General features: G+C 59.3%; 16 protein-coding genes. 13 read left to right on the forward strand and 3 right to left on the reverse strand.

Going from position 1 to position 16710, the window contains the following annotated elements:
• Positions 1-33 precede the first annotated feature (33 nt).
• The 5 genes from tatA to hemB are packed head-to-tail and all read left to right on the forward strand — an operon-like array spanning position 34 to position 3505.
• Complete coding sequence (gene tatA / locus ACSBQS_RS21355) at positions 34-297, forward strand: Sec-independent protein translocase subunit TatA (RefSeq protein ID WP_004934452.1); 264 nt, start codon at positions 34-36, stop codon at positions 295-297.
• Positions 298-300: 3 nt separating this feature from the next.
• Positions 301-858: a Sec-independent protein translocase protein TatB gene (gene tatB / locus ACSBQS_RS21360; protein ID WP_033644970.1), complete on the forward strand. Its 558-nt coding sequence runs from the start codon at positions 301-303 to the stop codon at positions 856-858.
• Between the two features lie 3 nt (positions 859-861).
• Positions 862-1632 (forward strand): Sec-independent protein translocase subunit TatC, encoded by a 771-nt coding sequence (tatC, locus tag ACSBQS_RS21365; RefSeq protein ID WP_033644968.1) that lies wholly within the window; start codon positions 862-864, stop codon positions 1630-1632.
• A gap of 53 nt (positions 1633-1685) precedes the next feature.
• On the forward strand, positions 1686-2468 hold the full coding sequence (gene tatD / locus ACSBQS_RS21370; protein WP_042785623.1) for a 3'-5' ssDNA/RNA exonuclease TatD: 783 nt from the start codon (positions 1686-1688) through the stop codon (positions 2466-2468).
• Between the two features lie 14 nt (positions 2469-2482).
• Entirely contained in the window at positions 2483-3505 is a 1023-nt protein-coding gene (gene hemB / locus ACSBQS_RS21375; RefSeq protein WP_042783470.1) for a porphobilinogen synthase, read from the forward strand.
• Positions 3506-3547: 42 nt separating this feature from the next.
• Here the strand turns inward: hemB and rfaH are convergent, their stop codons facing one another.
• Positions 3548-4036 carry a transcription/translation regulatory transformer protein RfaH gene (gene rfaH / locus ACSBQS_RS21380; RefSeq protein ID WP_033644965.1) on the reverse strand — a complete coding sequence of 163 codons (489 nt, stop codon included), beginning with the start codon at positions 4034-4036 and terminating at the stop codon, positions 3548-3550.
• A gap of 245 nt (positions 4037-4281) precedes the next feature.
• Between rfaH and pepE the strand changes: the two genes are divergently transcribed.
• The 3 genes from pepE (at position 4282) to fre (ending at position 7342) form a co-directional block, all read left to right on the forward strand.
• Positions 4282-5007: a dipeptidase PepE gene (gene pepE, locus ACSBQS_RS21385; RefSeq protein ID WP_047025943.1), complete on the forward strand. Its 726-nt coding sequence runs from the start codon at positions 4282-4284 to the stop codon at positions 5005-5007.
• Between the two features lie 62 nt (positions 5008-5069).
• Positions 5070-6590, forward strand: a complete 1521-nt coding sequence (ubiD, locus tag ACSBQS_RS21390; RefSeq protein WP_033644963.1) for a 4-hydroxy-3-polyprenylbenzoate decarboxylase — start codon at positions 5070-5072, stop codon at positions 6588-6590.
• 50 nt (positions 6591-6640) lie between these two features.
• A complete protein-coding gene (fre, locus tag ACSBQS_RS21395) occupies positions 6641-7342 on the forward strand; it encodes an NAD(P)H-flavin reductase (RefSeq protein WP_033644962.1) in 702 nt (233 codons plus the stop codon).
• 172 nt (positions 7343-7514) lie between these two features.
• On the opposite strand, the gene fadA is transcribed toward fre, so the two are convergent.
• Both fadA and fadB read right to left on the reverse strand, forming a co-directional pair.
• On the reverse strand, positions 7515-8678 hold the full coding sequence (fadA, locus tag ACSBQS_RS21400) for an acetyl-CoA C-acyltransferase FadA (protein WP_033644961.1): 1164 nt from the start codon (positions 8676-8678) through the stop codon (positions 7515-7517).
• 10 nt (positions 8679-8688) lie between these two features.
• Complete coding sequence (fadB, locus tag ACSBQS_RS21405; RefSeq protein ID WP_047573093.1) at positions 8689-10878, reverse strand: fatty acid oxidation complex subunit alpha FadB; 2190 nt, start codon at positions 10876-10878, stop codon at positions 8689-8691.
• A gap of 233 nt (positions 10879-11111) precedes the next feature.
• On the opposite strand from fadB, the gene ACSBQS_RS21410 reads away from it, so the two are divergent.
• The 5 genes from ACSBQS_RS21410 to hemG all read left to right on the forward strand — a co-directional run bounded on the left by ACSBQS_RS21410 (position 11112) and on the right by hemG (position 16407).
• The gene (locus tag ACSBQS_RS21410; RefSeq protein ID WP_168177236.1) at positions 11112-12308 is read left to right on the forward strand and encodes an MFS transporter; all 1197 of its coding nucleotides are present in this window, start codon (positions 11112-11114) and stop codon (positions 12306-12308) included.
• Between the two features lie 112 nt (positions 12309-12420).
• On the forward strand, positions 12421-13752 hold the full coding sequence (pepQ, locus tag ACSBQS_RS21415) for a Xaa-Pro dipeptidase (protein ID WP_197752396.1): 1332 nt from the start codon (positions 12421-12423) through the stop codon (positions 13750-13752).
• Entirely contained in the window at positions 13752-14366 is a 615-nt protein-coding gene (locus tag ACSBQS_RS21420; RefSeq protein ID WP_033652658.1) for an IMPACT family protein, read from the forward strand. Before pepQ ends, ACSBQS_RS21420 begins: the two co-directional genes overlap by 1 nt.
• 34 nt (positions 14367-14400) lie before the next feature.
• Positions 14401-15852: a Trk system potassium transporter TrkH gene (gene trkH / locus ACSBQS_RS21425; protein WP_004934492.1), complete on the forward strand. Its 1452-nt coding sequence runs from the start codon at positions 14401-14403 to the stop codon at positions 15850-15852.
• Positions 15853-15873: 21 nt separating this feature from the next.
• Positions 15874-16407 carry a menaquinone-dependent protoporphyrinogen IX dehydrogenase gene (hemG, locus tag ACSBQS_RS21430; protein WP_033652659.1) on the forward strand — a complete coding sequence of 178 codons (534 nt, stop codon included), beginning with the start codon at positions 15874-15876 and terminating at the stop codon, positions 16405-16407.
• Positions 16408-16710 lie beyond the last annotated feature (303 nt).

Here is a 16710-nt window from a genome sequence, read left to right on the forward strand (position 1 = left end):
TTTAAAAGACCCTTTAAAATAGAGGTAATTAAAATGGGCGGTATTAGTATTACGCAATTGTTGATCATCGCAGTGATCGTGGTGCTGCTGTTCGGTACCAAAAAACTGCGCACGCTGGGTTCCGATCTCGGCGCCTCGATCAAGGGCTTCAAAAAAGCGATCGGTGACGATACGCCGTCGACCCCCAACACGGCTGAAAAAAGCAGCCTGGATGACGCTGATTTCTCGGCCAAGCCTATTACCGATAAGCAGCCGGAAGTGAAACCGGAAGAGTCGAAGAACAAAGAGCAGGTATAAACCGTGTTTGACATTGGGTTTAGTGAGCTGCTGCTGGTGCTGGTGATCGGCCTGGTTGTTCTGGGGCCGGAACGCTTGCCGGTTGCGGTCAGAACGGTATCGGGCTGGATCCGCGCGCTGCGCTCGCTGGCGGCCTCGGTGCAGCACGAACTGTCTCAGGAGCTGAAGCTGCAGGAGCTGCAGGACAGCCTGAAGAAAGCCGAACAGGCCGGCCTGCAGAACCTGACGCCGGAGTTGAAGGCGTCGATGGATGAGCTGAAAGACGCGGCGGAATCCTTGAAACGCACCTACCGGGGCGAGAAAGAAGAGCTGGCGAACACCATCCATAACCCGCAGGCCATCGATCCGGAAGCCTTGCACGACGGCGTGACGCCGGCGGAAGCGGCAACCAGCGCCAGCGCGCCCGCCGCCGTGCCAAAACCGGCAGTGGAACCTGAAGCCGTCGTGGCTGCGCCAGTGGCGGCGCAACCCGCTAAAGCGCCGGTGGAAACCGCGCCTGCTCCTGTCGAACCTGTTGCGGATAAAACCCCAGCGTCTCACCAACCTAGTGGCGATCGTTAATACATGGCTGTTGAAGATACCCAACCCCTTATCAGTCATCTGATAGAACTGCGCAAGCGGCTGTTGAACTCGATTATTTGCGTACTGGCGGTGTTCGTGGTGCTGGTGTTTTTCGCCAACGACATCTACCAGCTGGTTTCTGCGCCGCTGCTCAAGCAGTTGCCGGCCGGCGCGAGCATGATCGCCACCGACGTGGCGTCACCGTTTTTCACCCCGATCAAGCTGACCATGATCGTTTCGGTGTTCGTCTCCGCGCCGATGATCCTGTATCAGGTATGGGCGTTTATCGCGCCTGCGCTGTACAAGCATGAACGCCGCCTGATGATGCCGTTGCTGGTGTCCAGCAGCCTGTTGTTTTACCTCGGCATGGCCTTCGCCTACTTCATCGTGTTCCCGCTGGCCTTCGGCTTCTTCGCCAAGACCGCGCCGATGGGGGTGACCATTGCGACCGACATTAAAAACTACCTCGATTTCGTCATGGCGCTGTTTATGGCGTTTGGCGTCGCCTTCGAAGTGCCGGTCGCCATCATTCTGCTGTGCTGGAGCGGCGTCACTTCGCCGGAAGACCTGAAGAAGAAACGGCCGTATGTGTTGGTCGGCGCGTTTGTGGTCGGCATGTTGTTGACCCCGCCGGACGTGTTCTCGCAAACCCTGCTGGCGATACCGATGTATCTGCTGTTTGAAGTGGGGGTATTCTTCGCTCGCTTCTATACCGGCAAACGCCGTCCGCAGGCGGAAGACGACGACGAGGGTGACGAACCCCCAGCGCCCTGATCCACATTGATTGCGAAGCCGCCCATAGGGCGGCTTTTGCTTTGGAAAAAACCATGTTTGATATCGGCGTTAACCTCACCAGCAGCCAATTCGCCAAAGACCGCGAGACCGTGGTGGAGCGCGCCCGCGCGGCGGGCGTTACCGGGATGTTGATTACCGGTACCGATCTGCCGGAGAGCCGCGAGGCCGCCAAACTGGCGCAGCAGCATGCGGGCTATTGCTGGTCCACCGCCGGTGTGCATCCGCATAACGCCGGCAGCTGGGATGAACGCAGCGCTGAGCAGATTTATGCCTTGGCCGCCGGCCCAGAAGTGGTGGCGATCGGTGAATGCGGTCTGGATTTCAACCGCAACTTCTCGACGCCGGAGCAGCAGGAAGCTGCGTTCAGCGCGCAACTGGCGCTGGCGGCGGAGTTGGCGCTGCCGGTGTTTCTTCACTGTCGCGACGCACACGCACGTTTTGCCGAGCTACTGACGCCGTGGTTGGATAAACTGCCCGCGGCCGTGGTGCACTGCTTCACCGGCACCGCCGAAGAATTAGCAAGCTGCCTGTCGCTGGGCCTGTCGATCGGGATTACCGGTTGGGTATGCGACGAGCGGCGCGGTCTGGAATTGCGCGCCCTGCTGCCGCAGATCCCGGCCGAGCGTCTGCTGCTGGAAACTGACGCCCCTTATCTGTTGCCCCGGGATTTACAGCCTAAACCCGCATCTCGCCGCAACGAACCCTGTTTCCTGCCCCACATCGTGCATCAGGTCGCCGTCTGGCGGCAGGAAGAGCCGCAATGGCTGGGGCAAAAAACCGATGAGAACGCCCGCCGGCTATTCCGGCTGGTTTGAGCTAGGAGAAAACTATGAGCTATGCATTCCCGGGCACCTTTCCTGGTCGCCGTATGCGCCGCGTGCGCCGTCATGACTTCAGCCGCCGTCTGGTCGCCGAAAACCAACTGACGGTCAATGACCTGATTTATCCGGTGTTCGTCATGGAAGGCAGCAACCGCCAGGAAGAAGTGGCCTCGATGCCGGGCGTATCGCGCATGACGATCGATCTGCTGGTCAAGGAAGCGGAAACCATCGCCAAACTCGGCGTGCCGGTGATCTCCCTGTTCCCGGTGATTGAACCGGGCTTGAAGTCGCTGCATGCGGAAGAAGCCTACAACCCGGAAGGGCTGGTGCAGCGCACGGTGCGCGCGCTGAAAGACGCGGTGCCTGAGTTGGGCATTCTGACCGACGTAGCGCTCGATCCCTACACGACCCACGGTCAGGACGGGGTGATCGATGAGCAGGGCTACGTGATTAACGACGTGACCAAAGACATTCTGGTGCGTCAGGCGCTGTCTCATGCCGAAGCGGGCGCGGAAATCGTGGCGCCGAGCGACATGATGGACGGCCGTATCGGGGCGATCCGCGATCGTCTGGAACTGCAGGGCCTGGTGAATACCCAGATCATGGCCTACTCCGCCAAGTACGCTTCCTGCTATTACGGTCCGTTCCGCGATGCGCTGGGTTCCAGCGGCAACCTGAAAGGCGGCAACAAAAAGACCTATCAGATGGATCCGGCCAACAGCGATGAAGCGCTGCAAGAGATTGCGCAGGATCTGCAGGAAGGCGCGGACATGGTGATGGTGAAACCGGGCATGCCTTACCTGGATGTGGTGCGCCGGGTGAAGGATACCTTCGGTGTGCCGACTTTCGCTTATCAGGTGTCCGGCGAGTACGCCATGCACATGGCGGCGATTCAGAACGGCTGGCTGCAGGAGCAGCCTGCGGTGATGGAGTCGTTGATGTGCTTTAAACGCGCCGGCGCCGACGGCGTGCTGACCTACTTCGCCAAACGTGTCGCCCAATGGCTGCATGAAGAAGCGCTGCGCCGCTAAGCGCGATACCGTAAAAAAGGCGCCTGAGGGCGCCTTTTTGCATTACATTTTCTGGAATTGCCGATTGTCGATGCTTTGACTGACCTGTTTGTTGATCAGGTTGAGCAACAGCATCGAGCGGGCCTCGCCGTCCGGCTCGGTGTAGATCGCCTGCAGCCCTTCGAATACGCCGTCGACGATCAGAACGGTATCGCCCGGCTGCGGGGTTTCCGGATCGACGTAGGTCTCGCTGGTGTGCGTGCGCAGCTCATCGATCACCTTGCTCGGGATGACGCTCGGCAGCGCGCCGAAACGCACGAAGTGGCTGACGCCGCGGGTGGCGCTGATGGTGGTGGTGTGAATGCGCTCCGGGTCGAATTCCACAAACAGATAATTGGGAAACAGGGGTTCGCTGACCGCGATGCGCTTGCCACGCACGATTTTTTCCAGCGTGATGATCGGGCTGAGGCAGTTTACCTGCTGCCGCTCCAGATGTTCCTGCGCTCGCAACAGCTGACCGCGTTTGCAATAAAGTAGATACCAGGATTCCATAATTTCACATGCCTTTCTGCCAGCCGGTAAGCATATCAAAAGCTATTCCGGATACATAGTGATGCAAGTTTCAGCATGTAACATCGCCTATCTTTCTGAATCTACGGCTATTAGCGAGGGGTCACACACTTATCGATACGGCGCTGGTATAACAGAGGGCTAAAAATTTGTTACCGTCACAGTATGGCAAGGCGTTGCGCCGCCGGCTGTGACGCTATTCATCGTTTTTGACCGAGGGGAGAAAAATGGAGCTGTTTCTGTTGAGCAACGGCAAGCTGTCTGGCGAAGCCGAGCTGCTGGGGTACGCCAAAAGCCAACTGCTGGCGATGATTGCGCGCCGCGGCATCAAATCCGCCGTCTTTATCCCTTACGCGCTGATCCGTTACGACTACGATCGGCGCGCGCAGGAGCTGGCACAAACATTGGGCATTGAAGTCACCAGCATTCACCACGCCGCTTCACCGGCGGCGGCGATCGCGCAGGCCGAATGCATTTTGGTCAGCGGCGGCAACACCTGGTTGCTGAACCAGATGCTGCACGAACAAAGCCTGATCGTGCCTATCCAGCGCGCGGTGCGCGAGCGTGAAGTGCCCTACGTCGGCTGGAGCGCAGGTTGCAACGTGGCGACGCCGAGCATTCGCACCACCAATGACATGCCGGTGCGCTGCAGCGTGGTGTTGCCGGCGCTGGGGTTGTTCCCGGTGCAGATTAACCCGCATTACATCGATGCGCACATCAGCGGCCACATGGGCGAAACCCGTGACGAGCGTCTCGCGGAGTTCTGCGCGATCAACCCGAGCGAATCGGTAGTGGCGTTGCGTGAAGGCAGTCTGTTGCACGTTGAAGGCAATGCGCTGCATTATTTCAGCGCCAACGGGCAGGGCTTTAAGGTGTTCCGCCACGGCGAAGAGACGCGCGAATATCAGGATACGCGCGCACTGGCTGCGCTGGTGCCGTTCAACTGCGGCTGAGAGCCACCCGGCAGCGGGCGGCGTTAACAAAATTGCAGCAACAACCTTGAAGAGGGCTTATAATGCCCTCCCCACTGGCCGCTATAATGATCAGCATGAAATACCGTGACTTACGCGATTTCCTCTCGTTGCTGGAGAAGAGAGGGGAACTAAAACGCATCAGCCAGCCGATCGATCCTTACCTGGAAATGACGGAAATTGCCGATCGCACCCTGCGGGCGGGCGGCCCGGCACTGCTGTTTGAAAACCCGAAAGGGTACGACATGCCGGTGCTGTGCAACCTGTTCGGCACCGCCAATCGCGTGGCGATGGGCATGGGGCAGGAAGACATCAGCGCGCTGCGCGAAGTCGGCAAACTGCTGGCTTTCCTCAAAGAGCCGGAGCCGCCGAAAGGTTTCCGCGATCTGTTCGACAAAATACCGAAGTTCAAGCAGGTGCTGAACATGCCGACCAAGGTGCTGGGATCCGCGCCTTGTCAGGAGCAGGTATGGCAGGGCGATGATGTCGATCTGGGCCGCATTCCGGTGATGCACTGCTGGCCGGAAGACGCCGCGCCGCTGATCACCTGGGGGCTGACGGTGACCCGCGGCCCGCATAAGGAACGGCAAAACCTCGGTATCTATCGTCAGCAGGTGCTGGGCAAGAATAAAGTGATCATGCGCTGGCTGTCGCACCGCGGCGGCGCGCTGGATTACCAGGAGTGGTGCCAGGCGCACCCCGGCGAGCGTTTCCCGGTTGCGGTGGCGCTGGGCGCCGATCCCGCCACTATCCTCGGCGCGGTGACGCCGGTGCCGGATACCCTATCTGAATATGCCTTTGCCGGGCTGCTGCGCGGCAATAAAACCGAAGTGGTCAAGTGCCTTTCCAACGATCTGGAAGTGCCCGCCAGTGCCGAAATCGTGCTGGAAGGCTATATCGAGCCGGGTGAAATGGCGCCGGAAGGCCCCTACGGTGACCACACCGGTTACTACAATGAAATCGACCAGTTCCCGGTATTCACCGTCACGCACATCACCCAGCGTCGCAACGCGATTTACCACTCGACCTACACCGGTCGGCCGCCGGATGAGCCGGCGATCCTGGGCGTGGCGCTGAATGAAGTGTTCGTGCCGATCCTGCAAAAACAGTTCCCGGAAATCGTTGATTTTTATCTGCCGCCGGAAGGGTGCTCGTATCGCCTGGCGGTGGTGACCATGAAAAAACAGTACGCCGGCCACGCGAAACGCGTGATGATGGGCGTCTGGTCGTTCCTGCGGCAGTTTATGTACACCAAATTTGTTATCGTCTGTGACGATGACGTCAATGCGCGCGACTGGAATGACGTGATTTGGGCGATTACCACACGAATGGATCCGGCAAGGGATACGGTTCTGGTGGAGAATACGCCGATCGACTATCTGGACTTCGCCTCGCCGGTTTCCGGACTGGGTTCGAAGATGGGGCTGGACGCCACCAACAAATGGCCGGGTGAAACCGATCGCGAATGGGGCCGTCCGATTCAGATGGATGAAAAGGTACGTGCGCGCGTCGACGAAATCTGGGATGAGCTCGCAATTTTCAGTGACAGGGAACCGACGTTATAGCGTCAGGCCCTGTTCTCAGCTTTGCATTGATGACCCGACAGAGGGAACGCATGACAATATTGAGCTGTAAAGTGACCTCGGTAGAGGCCATTACCGATACGGTTTATCGGGTACGTCTGGTGCCCGAGCAGCCGTTTTCTTTCAAGGCAGGGCAATATCTGATGGTGGTGATGGACGAGCGCGACAAACGTCCGTTCTCGCTGGCATCAACCCCGACGCAGCAAGATTATATCGAGCTGCATATCGGTGCTTCGGAGCTGAATCTGTACGCCATGGCGGTGATGGATCGCATTCTGAAAGAGCAGGCGATCACCGTCGATATGCCGCACGGCGACGCCTGGCTGCGGGAAGAGGGCAGCCGTCCGCTGGTGCTGATCGCCGGCGGCACCGGCTTCTCCTATGCGCGCTCAATCCTGTTGACCGCGTTGGAGCAGCAGCCCGATCGCGACATTTCCATCTACTGGGGCGGGCGTGAGCTGAAGCACCTGTACGATCTGAGCGAGCTGGAAGCGCTGTCGGTGCAACACCCGAACCTGAAGGTGATCCCGGTGGTCGAGCAGCCGGAGGCGGAATGGCGTGGCCGCAGCGGCACCGTGCTCAGCGCGGTGTTGCAGGATTTCGGCACGTTGGCGGAGCATGACATCTACATCGCCGGGCGTTTCGAGATGGCGAAAATCGCCCGCGAGCGTTTCTGCGCCGAGCGCGGCGCGCAGGAAGCGCATATGTTTGGCGACGCGTTTTCGTTTATCTGACAGAGGCGATGCGCAGTGAACGGGGTGGCCGAGGGTCGCCCCGTTTTTATTTGGGCGTCGGCAAATTTCAGGCATAAAAAACCCGCCCCTGACAGGCGGGAAGAACGGCAACTAAACTTGGCGGGATGCCGCGATTTGAAGTGGTGACGCGGTCATCCCAAGATAGACACAGCTAAACGCGTTCAAACACGGTGGCGATACCCTGGCCCAGGCCGATGCACATGGTCGCCAGGCCGAACTGCGCGTCGCGACGTTCCATGTTGTTCAACAAGGTGGTCGAGATGCGGGAGCCGGAACAGCCCAGCGGGTGGCCGAGCGCGATGGCGCCGCCGTTCAGGTTAATCTTGTCGTCGATGCTGTCCATCAGCCCCAGATCTTTGATGCACGGCAGTGACTGGGCGGCGAACGCTTCGTTCAGCTCGAACAGATCGATGTCCTGCACGCTCAGACCGGCGCGTTTCAGCGCCAGCTTGCTGGCCGGCACCGGGCCGTAGCCCATGATGGAAGGATCGCAGCCGACGACCGCCATCGAGCGGATGCGGGCGCGGGCTTTCAAACCGAGCGCTTTGGCGCGTGATTCGCTCATCAGCAGCATGGCGGAAGCGCCGTCCGACAGGGCAGAAGAACTGCCGGCGGTGACGGTGCCGTTGACCGGATCGAACGCTGGACGCAGGGCCGACAGGCTTTCGACGGTGGTTTCCGGGCGGATGACTTCATCAAAATCATAACGGGTCAGCACGCCGTCGGCGTCGTGGCCGTTGGTCGGAATGATCTCGTTTTTGAAGTAACCCGCCAGCGTCGCCGCATGTGCGCGTTGGTGGGAGCGCGCGGCGAACTCATCCTGCATCTGGCGGCTGATGTTGTGCATCTTGGCCAGCATTTCAGCGGTCAGCCCCATCATCCCGGCGGCCTTGGCTACGCTGCGGCTCAGGCCCGGATGGAAATCCACGCCGTGGTTCATCGGCACATGGCCCATGTGTTCCACGCCGCCGATCAGGCTGATGTGCGCGTCGCCAACCATGATGGCGCGCGCCGCGTCGTGCAGCGCCTGCATCGAAGAGCCGCACAGGCGGTTGACGGTCACCGCCGGCACACGGTGCGGGATCTCGGCCAGCAGCGCGGCGTTGCGGGCGATGTTGAAGCCTTGTTCCAGCGTCTGCTGCACGCAGCCCCAGTAAATGTCATCGATCTCGTCGGCGTTCAGCGCCGGGTTGCGGCTCAGCACTTCACGCATCAGATGAGCGGAGAGATCTTCGGCGCGCACCTGGCGGAAGGCGCCGCCCTTGGAGCGGCCCATCGGCGTGCGTACGGCATCAACAATAACTACGTTTTCCATCTTTATGACCTCATGCCGGTTGGCGGGTTGCGACGTCGGACAGCGGTGTCGCCACCGGGTAGTAGCTTTCATTGCGTTCGGCCTTGGCGCGCAGACCGGCCGGCACCTGATACAGGGCGCCGAGGTGTGCGTAACGCTGGGCCAGCTCAACGTAGTTGGCGGTGCCGAGCGTATCCAGGTAGCGGAACGCGCCGCCGTGGAACGGAGGGAAACCGATGCCGTAGACCAACGCCATATCGGCTTCGGCCGGGCTGGCGACGATCTTCTCTTCCAGGCAACGCACCACTTCGTTGATCATTGGGATCATCATGCGCGCAACGATCTCTTCGTCGCTGATGGTCTGGCGCGGTTGGCTCACTTCTGCCAGCAGCGCATCGGTCTGCTCGTCGTTGTCCTTGCGCGGCTTACCTTTGCTATCCTGGCTGTAGCGGTAGAAGCCCAGCTGGTTTTTCTGACCGAAGCGCTGGTTGTCGAACATCACGTCAATGGCGTCGCGATAGTCTTTGCTCATGCGCTCCGGGAAGCCGGCCGCCATTACCGCTTGCGCGTGGTGTGCGGTGTCGATGCCCACCACGTCGAGCAGGTAGGCCGGGCCCATCGGCCAACCGAACTGTTTTTCCATCACTTTATCGATCTGACGGAAGTCGGCGCCGTCGCGCAGCAGCAGGCTGAAGCCGGCGAAGTATGGGAACAGCACGCGGTTGACGAAGAAACCCGGGCAGTCGTTCACCACGATCGGCGTTTTGCCCATGCGGCTGGCGTAGGCCACCACTTTGGCGATGGTCTCGTCGCTGGTTTGTTCGCCGCGGATGATTTCGACCAGCGGCATACGGTGTACCGGGTTAAAGAAGTGCATGCCGCAGAAGTTTTGCGGACGCTTCAACGATTTTGCCAGATGATTAATCGGAATGGTCGAGGTGTTCGACGCCAGAACGGTGTCTTCGCCGATCAGGTTTTCCACTTCCGACAGCACGGCGGCTTTGACCTTCGGGTTCTCCACGACCGCTTCGACGATCACCTGCGCGCGCTCGATGCCGGCGTAGTCCAGCGTCGGCTGAATGGTCGACAGCACCTGCGCCATTTTCAGGCCATCCAGCTTGCCGCGTTCCAACTGCTTATTGAGCAGCTTGGCCGCTTCGTTCATGCCCAACGTCAGCGATTTGTCGCTGATGTCCTTCATGATCACCGGCACGCCTTTCAACGCCGATTGGTAAGCAATGCCGCCGCCCATGATGCCGGCGCCCAACACCGCCGCCTGTTTCGGCGCGTCCACATTCTTGGCCAGCTTTTTCGCCTGGCCTTTCACGAACTGATCGTTAAGGAAGATGCCGACCAGCGCACGCGCTTCGTTGGAGCGCGCCAACGGCACGAAGCTGGCGGTTTCCAGTTTCAGCGCTTCATCGCGGCCCAGCTTGGCGGCGGCTTCAATGGTTTTCACCGCGGTCATCGGCGCCGGGTAATGTTTGCCGGCGGTCTGCAGCACCATGCCTTTGGCGGTGGTGAAGCTCATTGCCGCCTCGATCGGGCTGAGCTTCAGCGGCTCCAGCTTCGGTTGACGCGCGGCGCGCCAGTTCAGCTTGCCGTCGATCGCCTGTTGCAGCATGTTGAGCGCGGCTTCGGCCAGTTTTTCCGGCGCCACTACCGCATCGACCAGGCCGACTTTCAACGCGTCTTTGGCGCTGACGTCTTTGCCGGCGGCGATGATTTCCAGCGCGCTGTCGTTACCCAGCAGGCGCGGCAGGCGGACGGAGCCGCCGAAGCCCGGCATGATGCCCAATTTGGTTTCAGGCAGGCCGATGCGCGCGTCCGGTGAGGCGACGCGGAAATCGGTCGCCAAAATGCATTCGCAACCGCCGCCGAGCGCATAGCCGTTAATGGCCGAAATGGTCGGCACCGGCAAATCTTCCAGCCGGTTAAAGACGTTGTTGGCGAATACCAGCCACTCCTGCAGCTTTTCAGCCGGCGCGGCGAACAGAGAAAGGAATTCGGTGATATCGGCGCCGACGATAAATGCGGCTTTGGTGGAGCGCAGCAGCAGCCCCTTGAGCTCTGGCTGGTTTTCCAGCACGGTGAGCGCTTCGCCCAGGCTGGCGACGGTGCGGGTGTCCAGCTTGTTGACCGAGCCCGGTGCGTTGAACACCAGCTCGGCGATGCCGTTATCGAGCCAGTGCAGTTGTAATGTTTCGCCTTGGTAGAGCATGTCTATCTCCTGAATCAGCGTATGATCTGGTATGACCAGATGAAGAGGAGTGTGGTTTTTATGTTAACAATATGCAAATGAGAGATTGCATTTTTGCTGGTCTGATCACATGTCGCCAAGTTAGTTTTTTGATTTGAAACGAAGTTATATTTTATGTGCTATCGGCATTTGCCGGAGCTTGTCGGCCCTCATACACTTGCTCGCAGCGAATGAACATTCAGACGAGGTTACGCATGACTAAGGCGGCTTGTGTTAAACGCAGCGGCTTATGGAGCATTCCCGCCAGAACCATGACGCTGGCGTGTCTGTTGGTGTTTATGGCGCAAATGGCGACGACCGTGTACTTGCCTTCGCTGCCGACGGTGATGCGGGAGCTGGCGATGAGCCGGCGCGCTACCGAGTTGTCCATTTCAATCTTCGTCATCGGCGCTGCCTTGCCGGTGCTGTTCTGGGGCGCGGCCGCCGATCGCTTTGGCCGCCGCGCGCCCCTGACGCTGTCTTTATTTCTTTTCATTGGCTGCAGCGGGCTGTTGGCGCTGTGCAGCAACGGCGCCCAATTGCTGACGCTGCGTGCGCTGCAGGGCGTGGGTGCCGGCGGTGCGGCGATCATCGCGCGCATCATCGTGCGGGATAACTGGAGCGGGGACGAACTGGCGCGGCGTCTGTCGGTGCTCTCCATCGCCTTTATCACCGCGCTGGGCGGCGGTCAGTTTATCGGTGGCCTGCTGAGCCAATATGCGCACTGGCAGATGGGCTTCGTCCTGATGGGCGCCACCGGTTTGATCATTCTGGCGCTGATGGCGACGCTGCCGCTGGAGGCGGGACGGGCTGGGGGCGTGCGCCCGGCGATGGCGGCAACCTACTTTGCCATCCTGCGGCGGCCTGGGTTCTTTTGGCCGGCCTGCGTCGGCGGGCTGGGGTTTGCCACCACGGTGACACTGCAGGAAGTGAGTCCGTTCGTCATGCAGCAGGAGTTTGGTCTCAACGTCACGGCGTTCGGCGCCCTGGGGCTGGTGATCGGCGTCGCCTACTTCAGCGGGGCGCTGACGGTGAACCGTACGGTGGCGCGTCTCGGCGGGAAAAAACTGATGCAGGCCGGCAGCGGCATCGTGGCGCTGGCGACGGCGGCGATCCTGCTGCTGTGGTGGAGCGGCGTCCTGGCCGGCCTTCCCGGCATGGCGCTGTTCATCGCGCTGTATTGCCTGACCATTTTTGGCCAGGCGGTGCTGTTTCCCAACAGCATGGCGATGGCGGTCAGCGATGCCAAAGAGTACGGCGCTTATGCGATGGCGCTGTGTGGCTTTCTGCAGCAGTGTCTGGCGGGCGTCGCCGCGGCCGGCGCGGTGTTGTTGGAACACCATGGCCTGTGGGCGCTGGCGATAGCGCTGCTCGGTTTGGGCGGCTGGTTAATGGTTAAGCTGCGGATGTAACGGCATTTGCAGGGAATTGCGAGCTGCTCCGCATGCCCAACGCGATGAGGTTGGTGCGTCGGAGCGCTGTGTTAAGATGGCTTCTTTCGTGCTAAGGCATAAGGGTACTGTGATGGAAACGCTGGCTTCTTTGTATAACGACCACCTGGCAGAACTGCAAAAACGCGCGCGTGAAGTGCTGGAGCGCAACAATTTGGATGCGCTGCTGATTCACTCCGGGGAACTGCAAAAGGTATTTTTGGACGACCATAGCTACCCGTTCAAAGTGAACGCGCATTTCAAAGCCTGGGTGCCGGTGACGTCGGTGCCGAACTGCTGGTTGTGGATAGATGGCGTCAACAAGCCGAAGCTGTGGTTCTACTCCCCGGTTGACTACTGGCACAGCGTAGAGCCGCTGCCGAACAGTTTCTGGACCAAGTCCCTCGAATTGATGCCGCTGGCCAACGCCGATGCGATCGCGCAGCAGCTGCCGCCGCAGCGTGAGCGCGTCGGCTATATCGGTTATGCCCAACAGCGCGCCCGCGATCTCGGCATCCCTTCGGAAAACATCAACCCGAAAGCGGTGCTGAACTACCTGGATTTCCACCGTTCGATTAAAACCGGCTATGAGCTGGCCTGCATGCGCGAAGCGCAGAAGACGGCGGTAACCGGCCATCGTGCAGCGCATGAGGCCTTCCTCTCCGGCATGAGCGAGTTCGACATCAATCTGGCCTACCTGACGGCTACCGGCCATCGCGATACCGATGTGCCTTACGACAACATCGTGGCGTTGAACGAGCACGCTTCGGTGCTGCACTACACCAAGCTGGATCATCAGCCGCCGGCCGAGTCCCTGAGTTTTCTGATCGACGCCGGGGCGGAATATAACGGCTACGCCGCCGATCTGACGCGTACCTATGCGGCGCAAAGCGGCAGCGAGTTCGCTCATCTGGTGAAAGATCTCAATAGTGAACAGCTGGCGCTGATCGACACCATTAAAACCGGCGTGCGTTACACCGACTATCATGTGCAGATGCATCAGCGCATCGCCAAGCTGCTCAAGAATCACAAACTGGTGAATGGCCTCAGCGAAGAGGCGATGGTCGAAACGGGTATCACCACGCCGTTCCTGCCGCACGGGTTGGGCCATCCGTTGGGCCTGCAGGTGCACGACGCCGCCGGTTTTATGCAGGATGAGCAAGGCACCCATCTGGCGGCGCCGTCCAGGTACCCATTCCTGCGTTGTACCCGCGTGTTGCAGCCGGGCATGGTGTTGACCATCGAACCGGGTCTGTACTTCATCGAGTCTCTGTTGGCGCCGTGGCGCAGCGGCGAGTTCAAGCAGCACTTCGCCTGGGATCGCATCGATGCGCTGAAACCGTATGGCGGTATTCGCATCGAAGACAACATCGTGATCCATGAAAAGCGCATCGAGAACATGACGCGCGATCTGAACCTGGCTTGATGCGGCCGTACCCGATACCGGCGGAAGCAACCTGCTTTACCGAAGAGATAAAGAAGAGCCGTTTCATCACCCTGCTGGCGCCGACCGGCGGGGTGGAGGCGGCAAAGGCGTTTATTCAGCAGGTGCGGGATGAGCACCCGGCGGCGCGGCACCACTGTTGGGCTTTCGTCGCCGGTAGCCCCGATGATTCGCAGCAGCTGGGGTTCTCCGACGATGGAGAACCGTCGGGCACCGCCGGCAAACCTATCCTCGCTCAGCTGATGGGCAGCGGTATCGGTGAAGTGACCGCCGTAGTCGTTCGGTACTACGGCGGTGTCAAGCTGGGCACCGGCGGGCTGGTGAAAGCTTATGGCAACGGTGTTCAACAGGCATTGAAGCAGCTGGCGCTGGCGCAAAAGGTGCCCGAAGCCGAATATATCTTGCAGTGCGACTATGCGCAGTTGGCGCTGGTGGAGAACTTGTTGCAGCAAACCGCAGGTCGGATCCTGCAGGGTGAATACGGCGCCGCCGTCGTGCTGCATTTGGCGCTGCCGGCGACTGAGGTCGAGCTGTTTGGGAATAAATTGCGTGATCTCAGTCGCGGTAATTTGCAATTAACCCCCATTTCGCAATAATCCTCCCAATTGAATTGCTAAGGATCGTGCTGAAATGCATTTTCGCGCCATAACCCGTATCGTTGGTCTGCTGGTCATCCTGTTCTCCGGGACGATGTTTATTCCCGGCCTGGTGGCATTGATTTATCGCGATGGGGCGGGGCGAGCGTTCAGCCAAACGTTCTTCGTGGCGTTGACCATCGGGCTGATGCTGTGGTGGCCGAACCGTAAGCAGAAACACGAGCTGAAGCCGCGTGAAGGTTTCCTGATCGTTGTGCTGTTCTGGACCGTGCTGGGCAGCGTGGGGGCATTGCCGTTCCTGTTTTCGGAACGTCCTAATTTGTCGCTGACCGACGCCTTCTTTGAATCCTTCTCGGGATTGACGACTACCGGCGCAACGACGCTGGTGGGGCTGGACTCGTTGCCTAAGGCCATCCTGTTCTATCGCCAAATGCTGCAATGGATGGGCGGGATGGGGATCATCGTGTTGGCGGTGGCGATACTGCCGATACTCGGCGTCGGGGGCATGCAGCTGTATCGGGCGGAAATGCCCGGGCCGCTGAAAGATAACAAGATGCGTCCGCGTATTGCCGAAACCGCCAAAACCCTGTGGCTAATCTATGTGTTGCTGACCGTCGCCTGTGCGCTGGCGCTCTGGGGGGCCGGGATGTCGGTGTTCGACGCCATCGGCCACAGTTTCTCGACCATCGCCATTGGCGGGTTTTCTACCCACGATGCCAGTATCGGTTATTACGCCAGCCCGACCATCAACACCATCATTGCCGTGTTCCTGCTGATTTCCGGCTGTAACTACGGTCTGCACTTCGCTTTGCTAAGCGGCCGCAGTCTGAAGGTCTATGGGCGCGATCCTGAATTCCGCATGTTTATCTTCGTTCAACTGACGCTGGTGGTGGTGTGCACGTTGGTGCTCTGGGGACATGGCGTCTATAAGAGCGGTATGGAAACGCTCAATCAGGCGTTCTTCCAGGTGGTATCGATGGCGACCACGGCCGGTTTTACGACCGACAGCATCGCCAAGTGGCCGCTGTTCCTGCCGATGCTGTTGCTGTGTTCGGCATTCATCGGCGGTTGCGCCGGTTCGACCGGCGGCGGCCTGAAGGTGATCCGTATTCTGCTGTTGTACCTGCAGGGCTCGCGCGAATTGAAAAGGCTGGTGCACCCCAACGCGGTCTATACCATCAAATTGGGCAATCGCGCACTGCCGGAACGTATTCTGGAAGCAGTGTGGGGATTCTTCTCCGCCTATGCGCTGGTGTTTATCGTCAGCATGCTGGCGATCATTGCGACCGGCGTTGATGATTTCTCCGCGTTTGCCGCAGTGACGGCAACGCTGAATAACCTTGGTCCTGGTCTGGGCGTGGTGGCGGACAACTTCACCACGATGCCGGCGGCGGCCAAGTGGATCCTGGTGGTGACGATGCTGTTCGGGCGCCTGGAAGTGTTTACATTGCTGGTGCTGTTCACGCCAACCTTCTGGCGTGAGTGAGCCTGTTATAAGGAGTACGCCATGAAGGCATTGATACTTTATTCGAGCCGTGACGGGCAAACACGTGCTATCGCTTCTTATATAGCAAGCAAATTGCAGGATACGCTGCGCTGTGAGGTTATCGATCTGTTGCAGGCGGAACAGATCGACCTTAGCCAGTATCAGCAGGTGATGATCGGCGCTTCTATTCGCTACGGGCACTTTAACCCGGTGCTGGATAAATTCGTTAAACGTCATGCCGAACAGTTGAATCGGATGCCCAGCGCATTCTTTGCCGTCAATCTGACCGCGCGCAAACCGGAAAAGCGTTCGCCGCAAACCAACGCCTATACCCGCAAGTTCCTGTTGGCGTCGCCGTGGCAGCCAAAACAGTGTGCGGTGTTTGCCGGGGCATTGCGTTATCCACGTTATCGCTGGTTCGATCGCATCATGATTCAATTTATTATGCGTATGACCGGTGGAGAAACGGATACCAGTAAGGAAGTTGAGTACACAGATTGGCAGCAAGTCGATCGTTTCGCCCAGGAATTTAGCCAGATTCAGTACGAAAAGTGACAAAAATGCGGGTTTGGCCAGCGTTTTGCCGAAAAAATCCGCGCTTGAAAAGTTTTTTGCATTTAGGGGTTGCGGCCTGCCGAGAACTCCCTATAATGCGCCTCCACTGACCGGGAACAACGACTGACAAGCCGCCGGGTCAGCGAGAGGAAAGCGAAATAAACGCTTGACTCTCTGGGTGAAAAGCGTAATATACGCCACCTCGAGTTAGCAAGCGAAAGCGCCTAACTCACTGCTCTTTAACAATTTATCAGACAATCTGTGTGGGCACTCCACAAGACGATATCCAGCATCTTCGGATGC

The organism is Serratia sp. H402Y (assembly GCF_051172415.1).
In the GTDB taxonomy this organism is placed as follows: Bacteria; Pseudomonadota; Gammaproteobacteria; order Enterobacterales; family Enterobacteriaceae; genus Serratia; species Serratia ureilytica.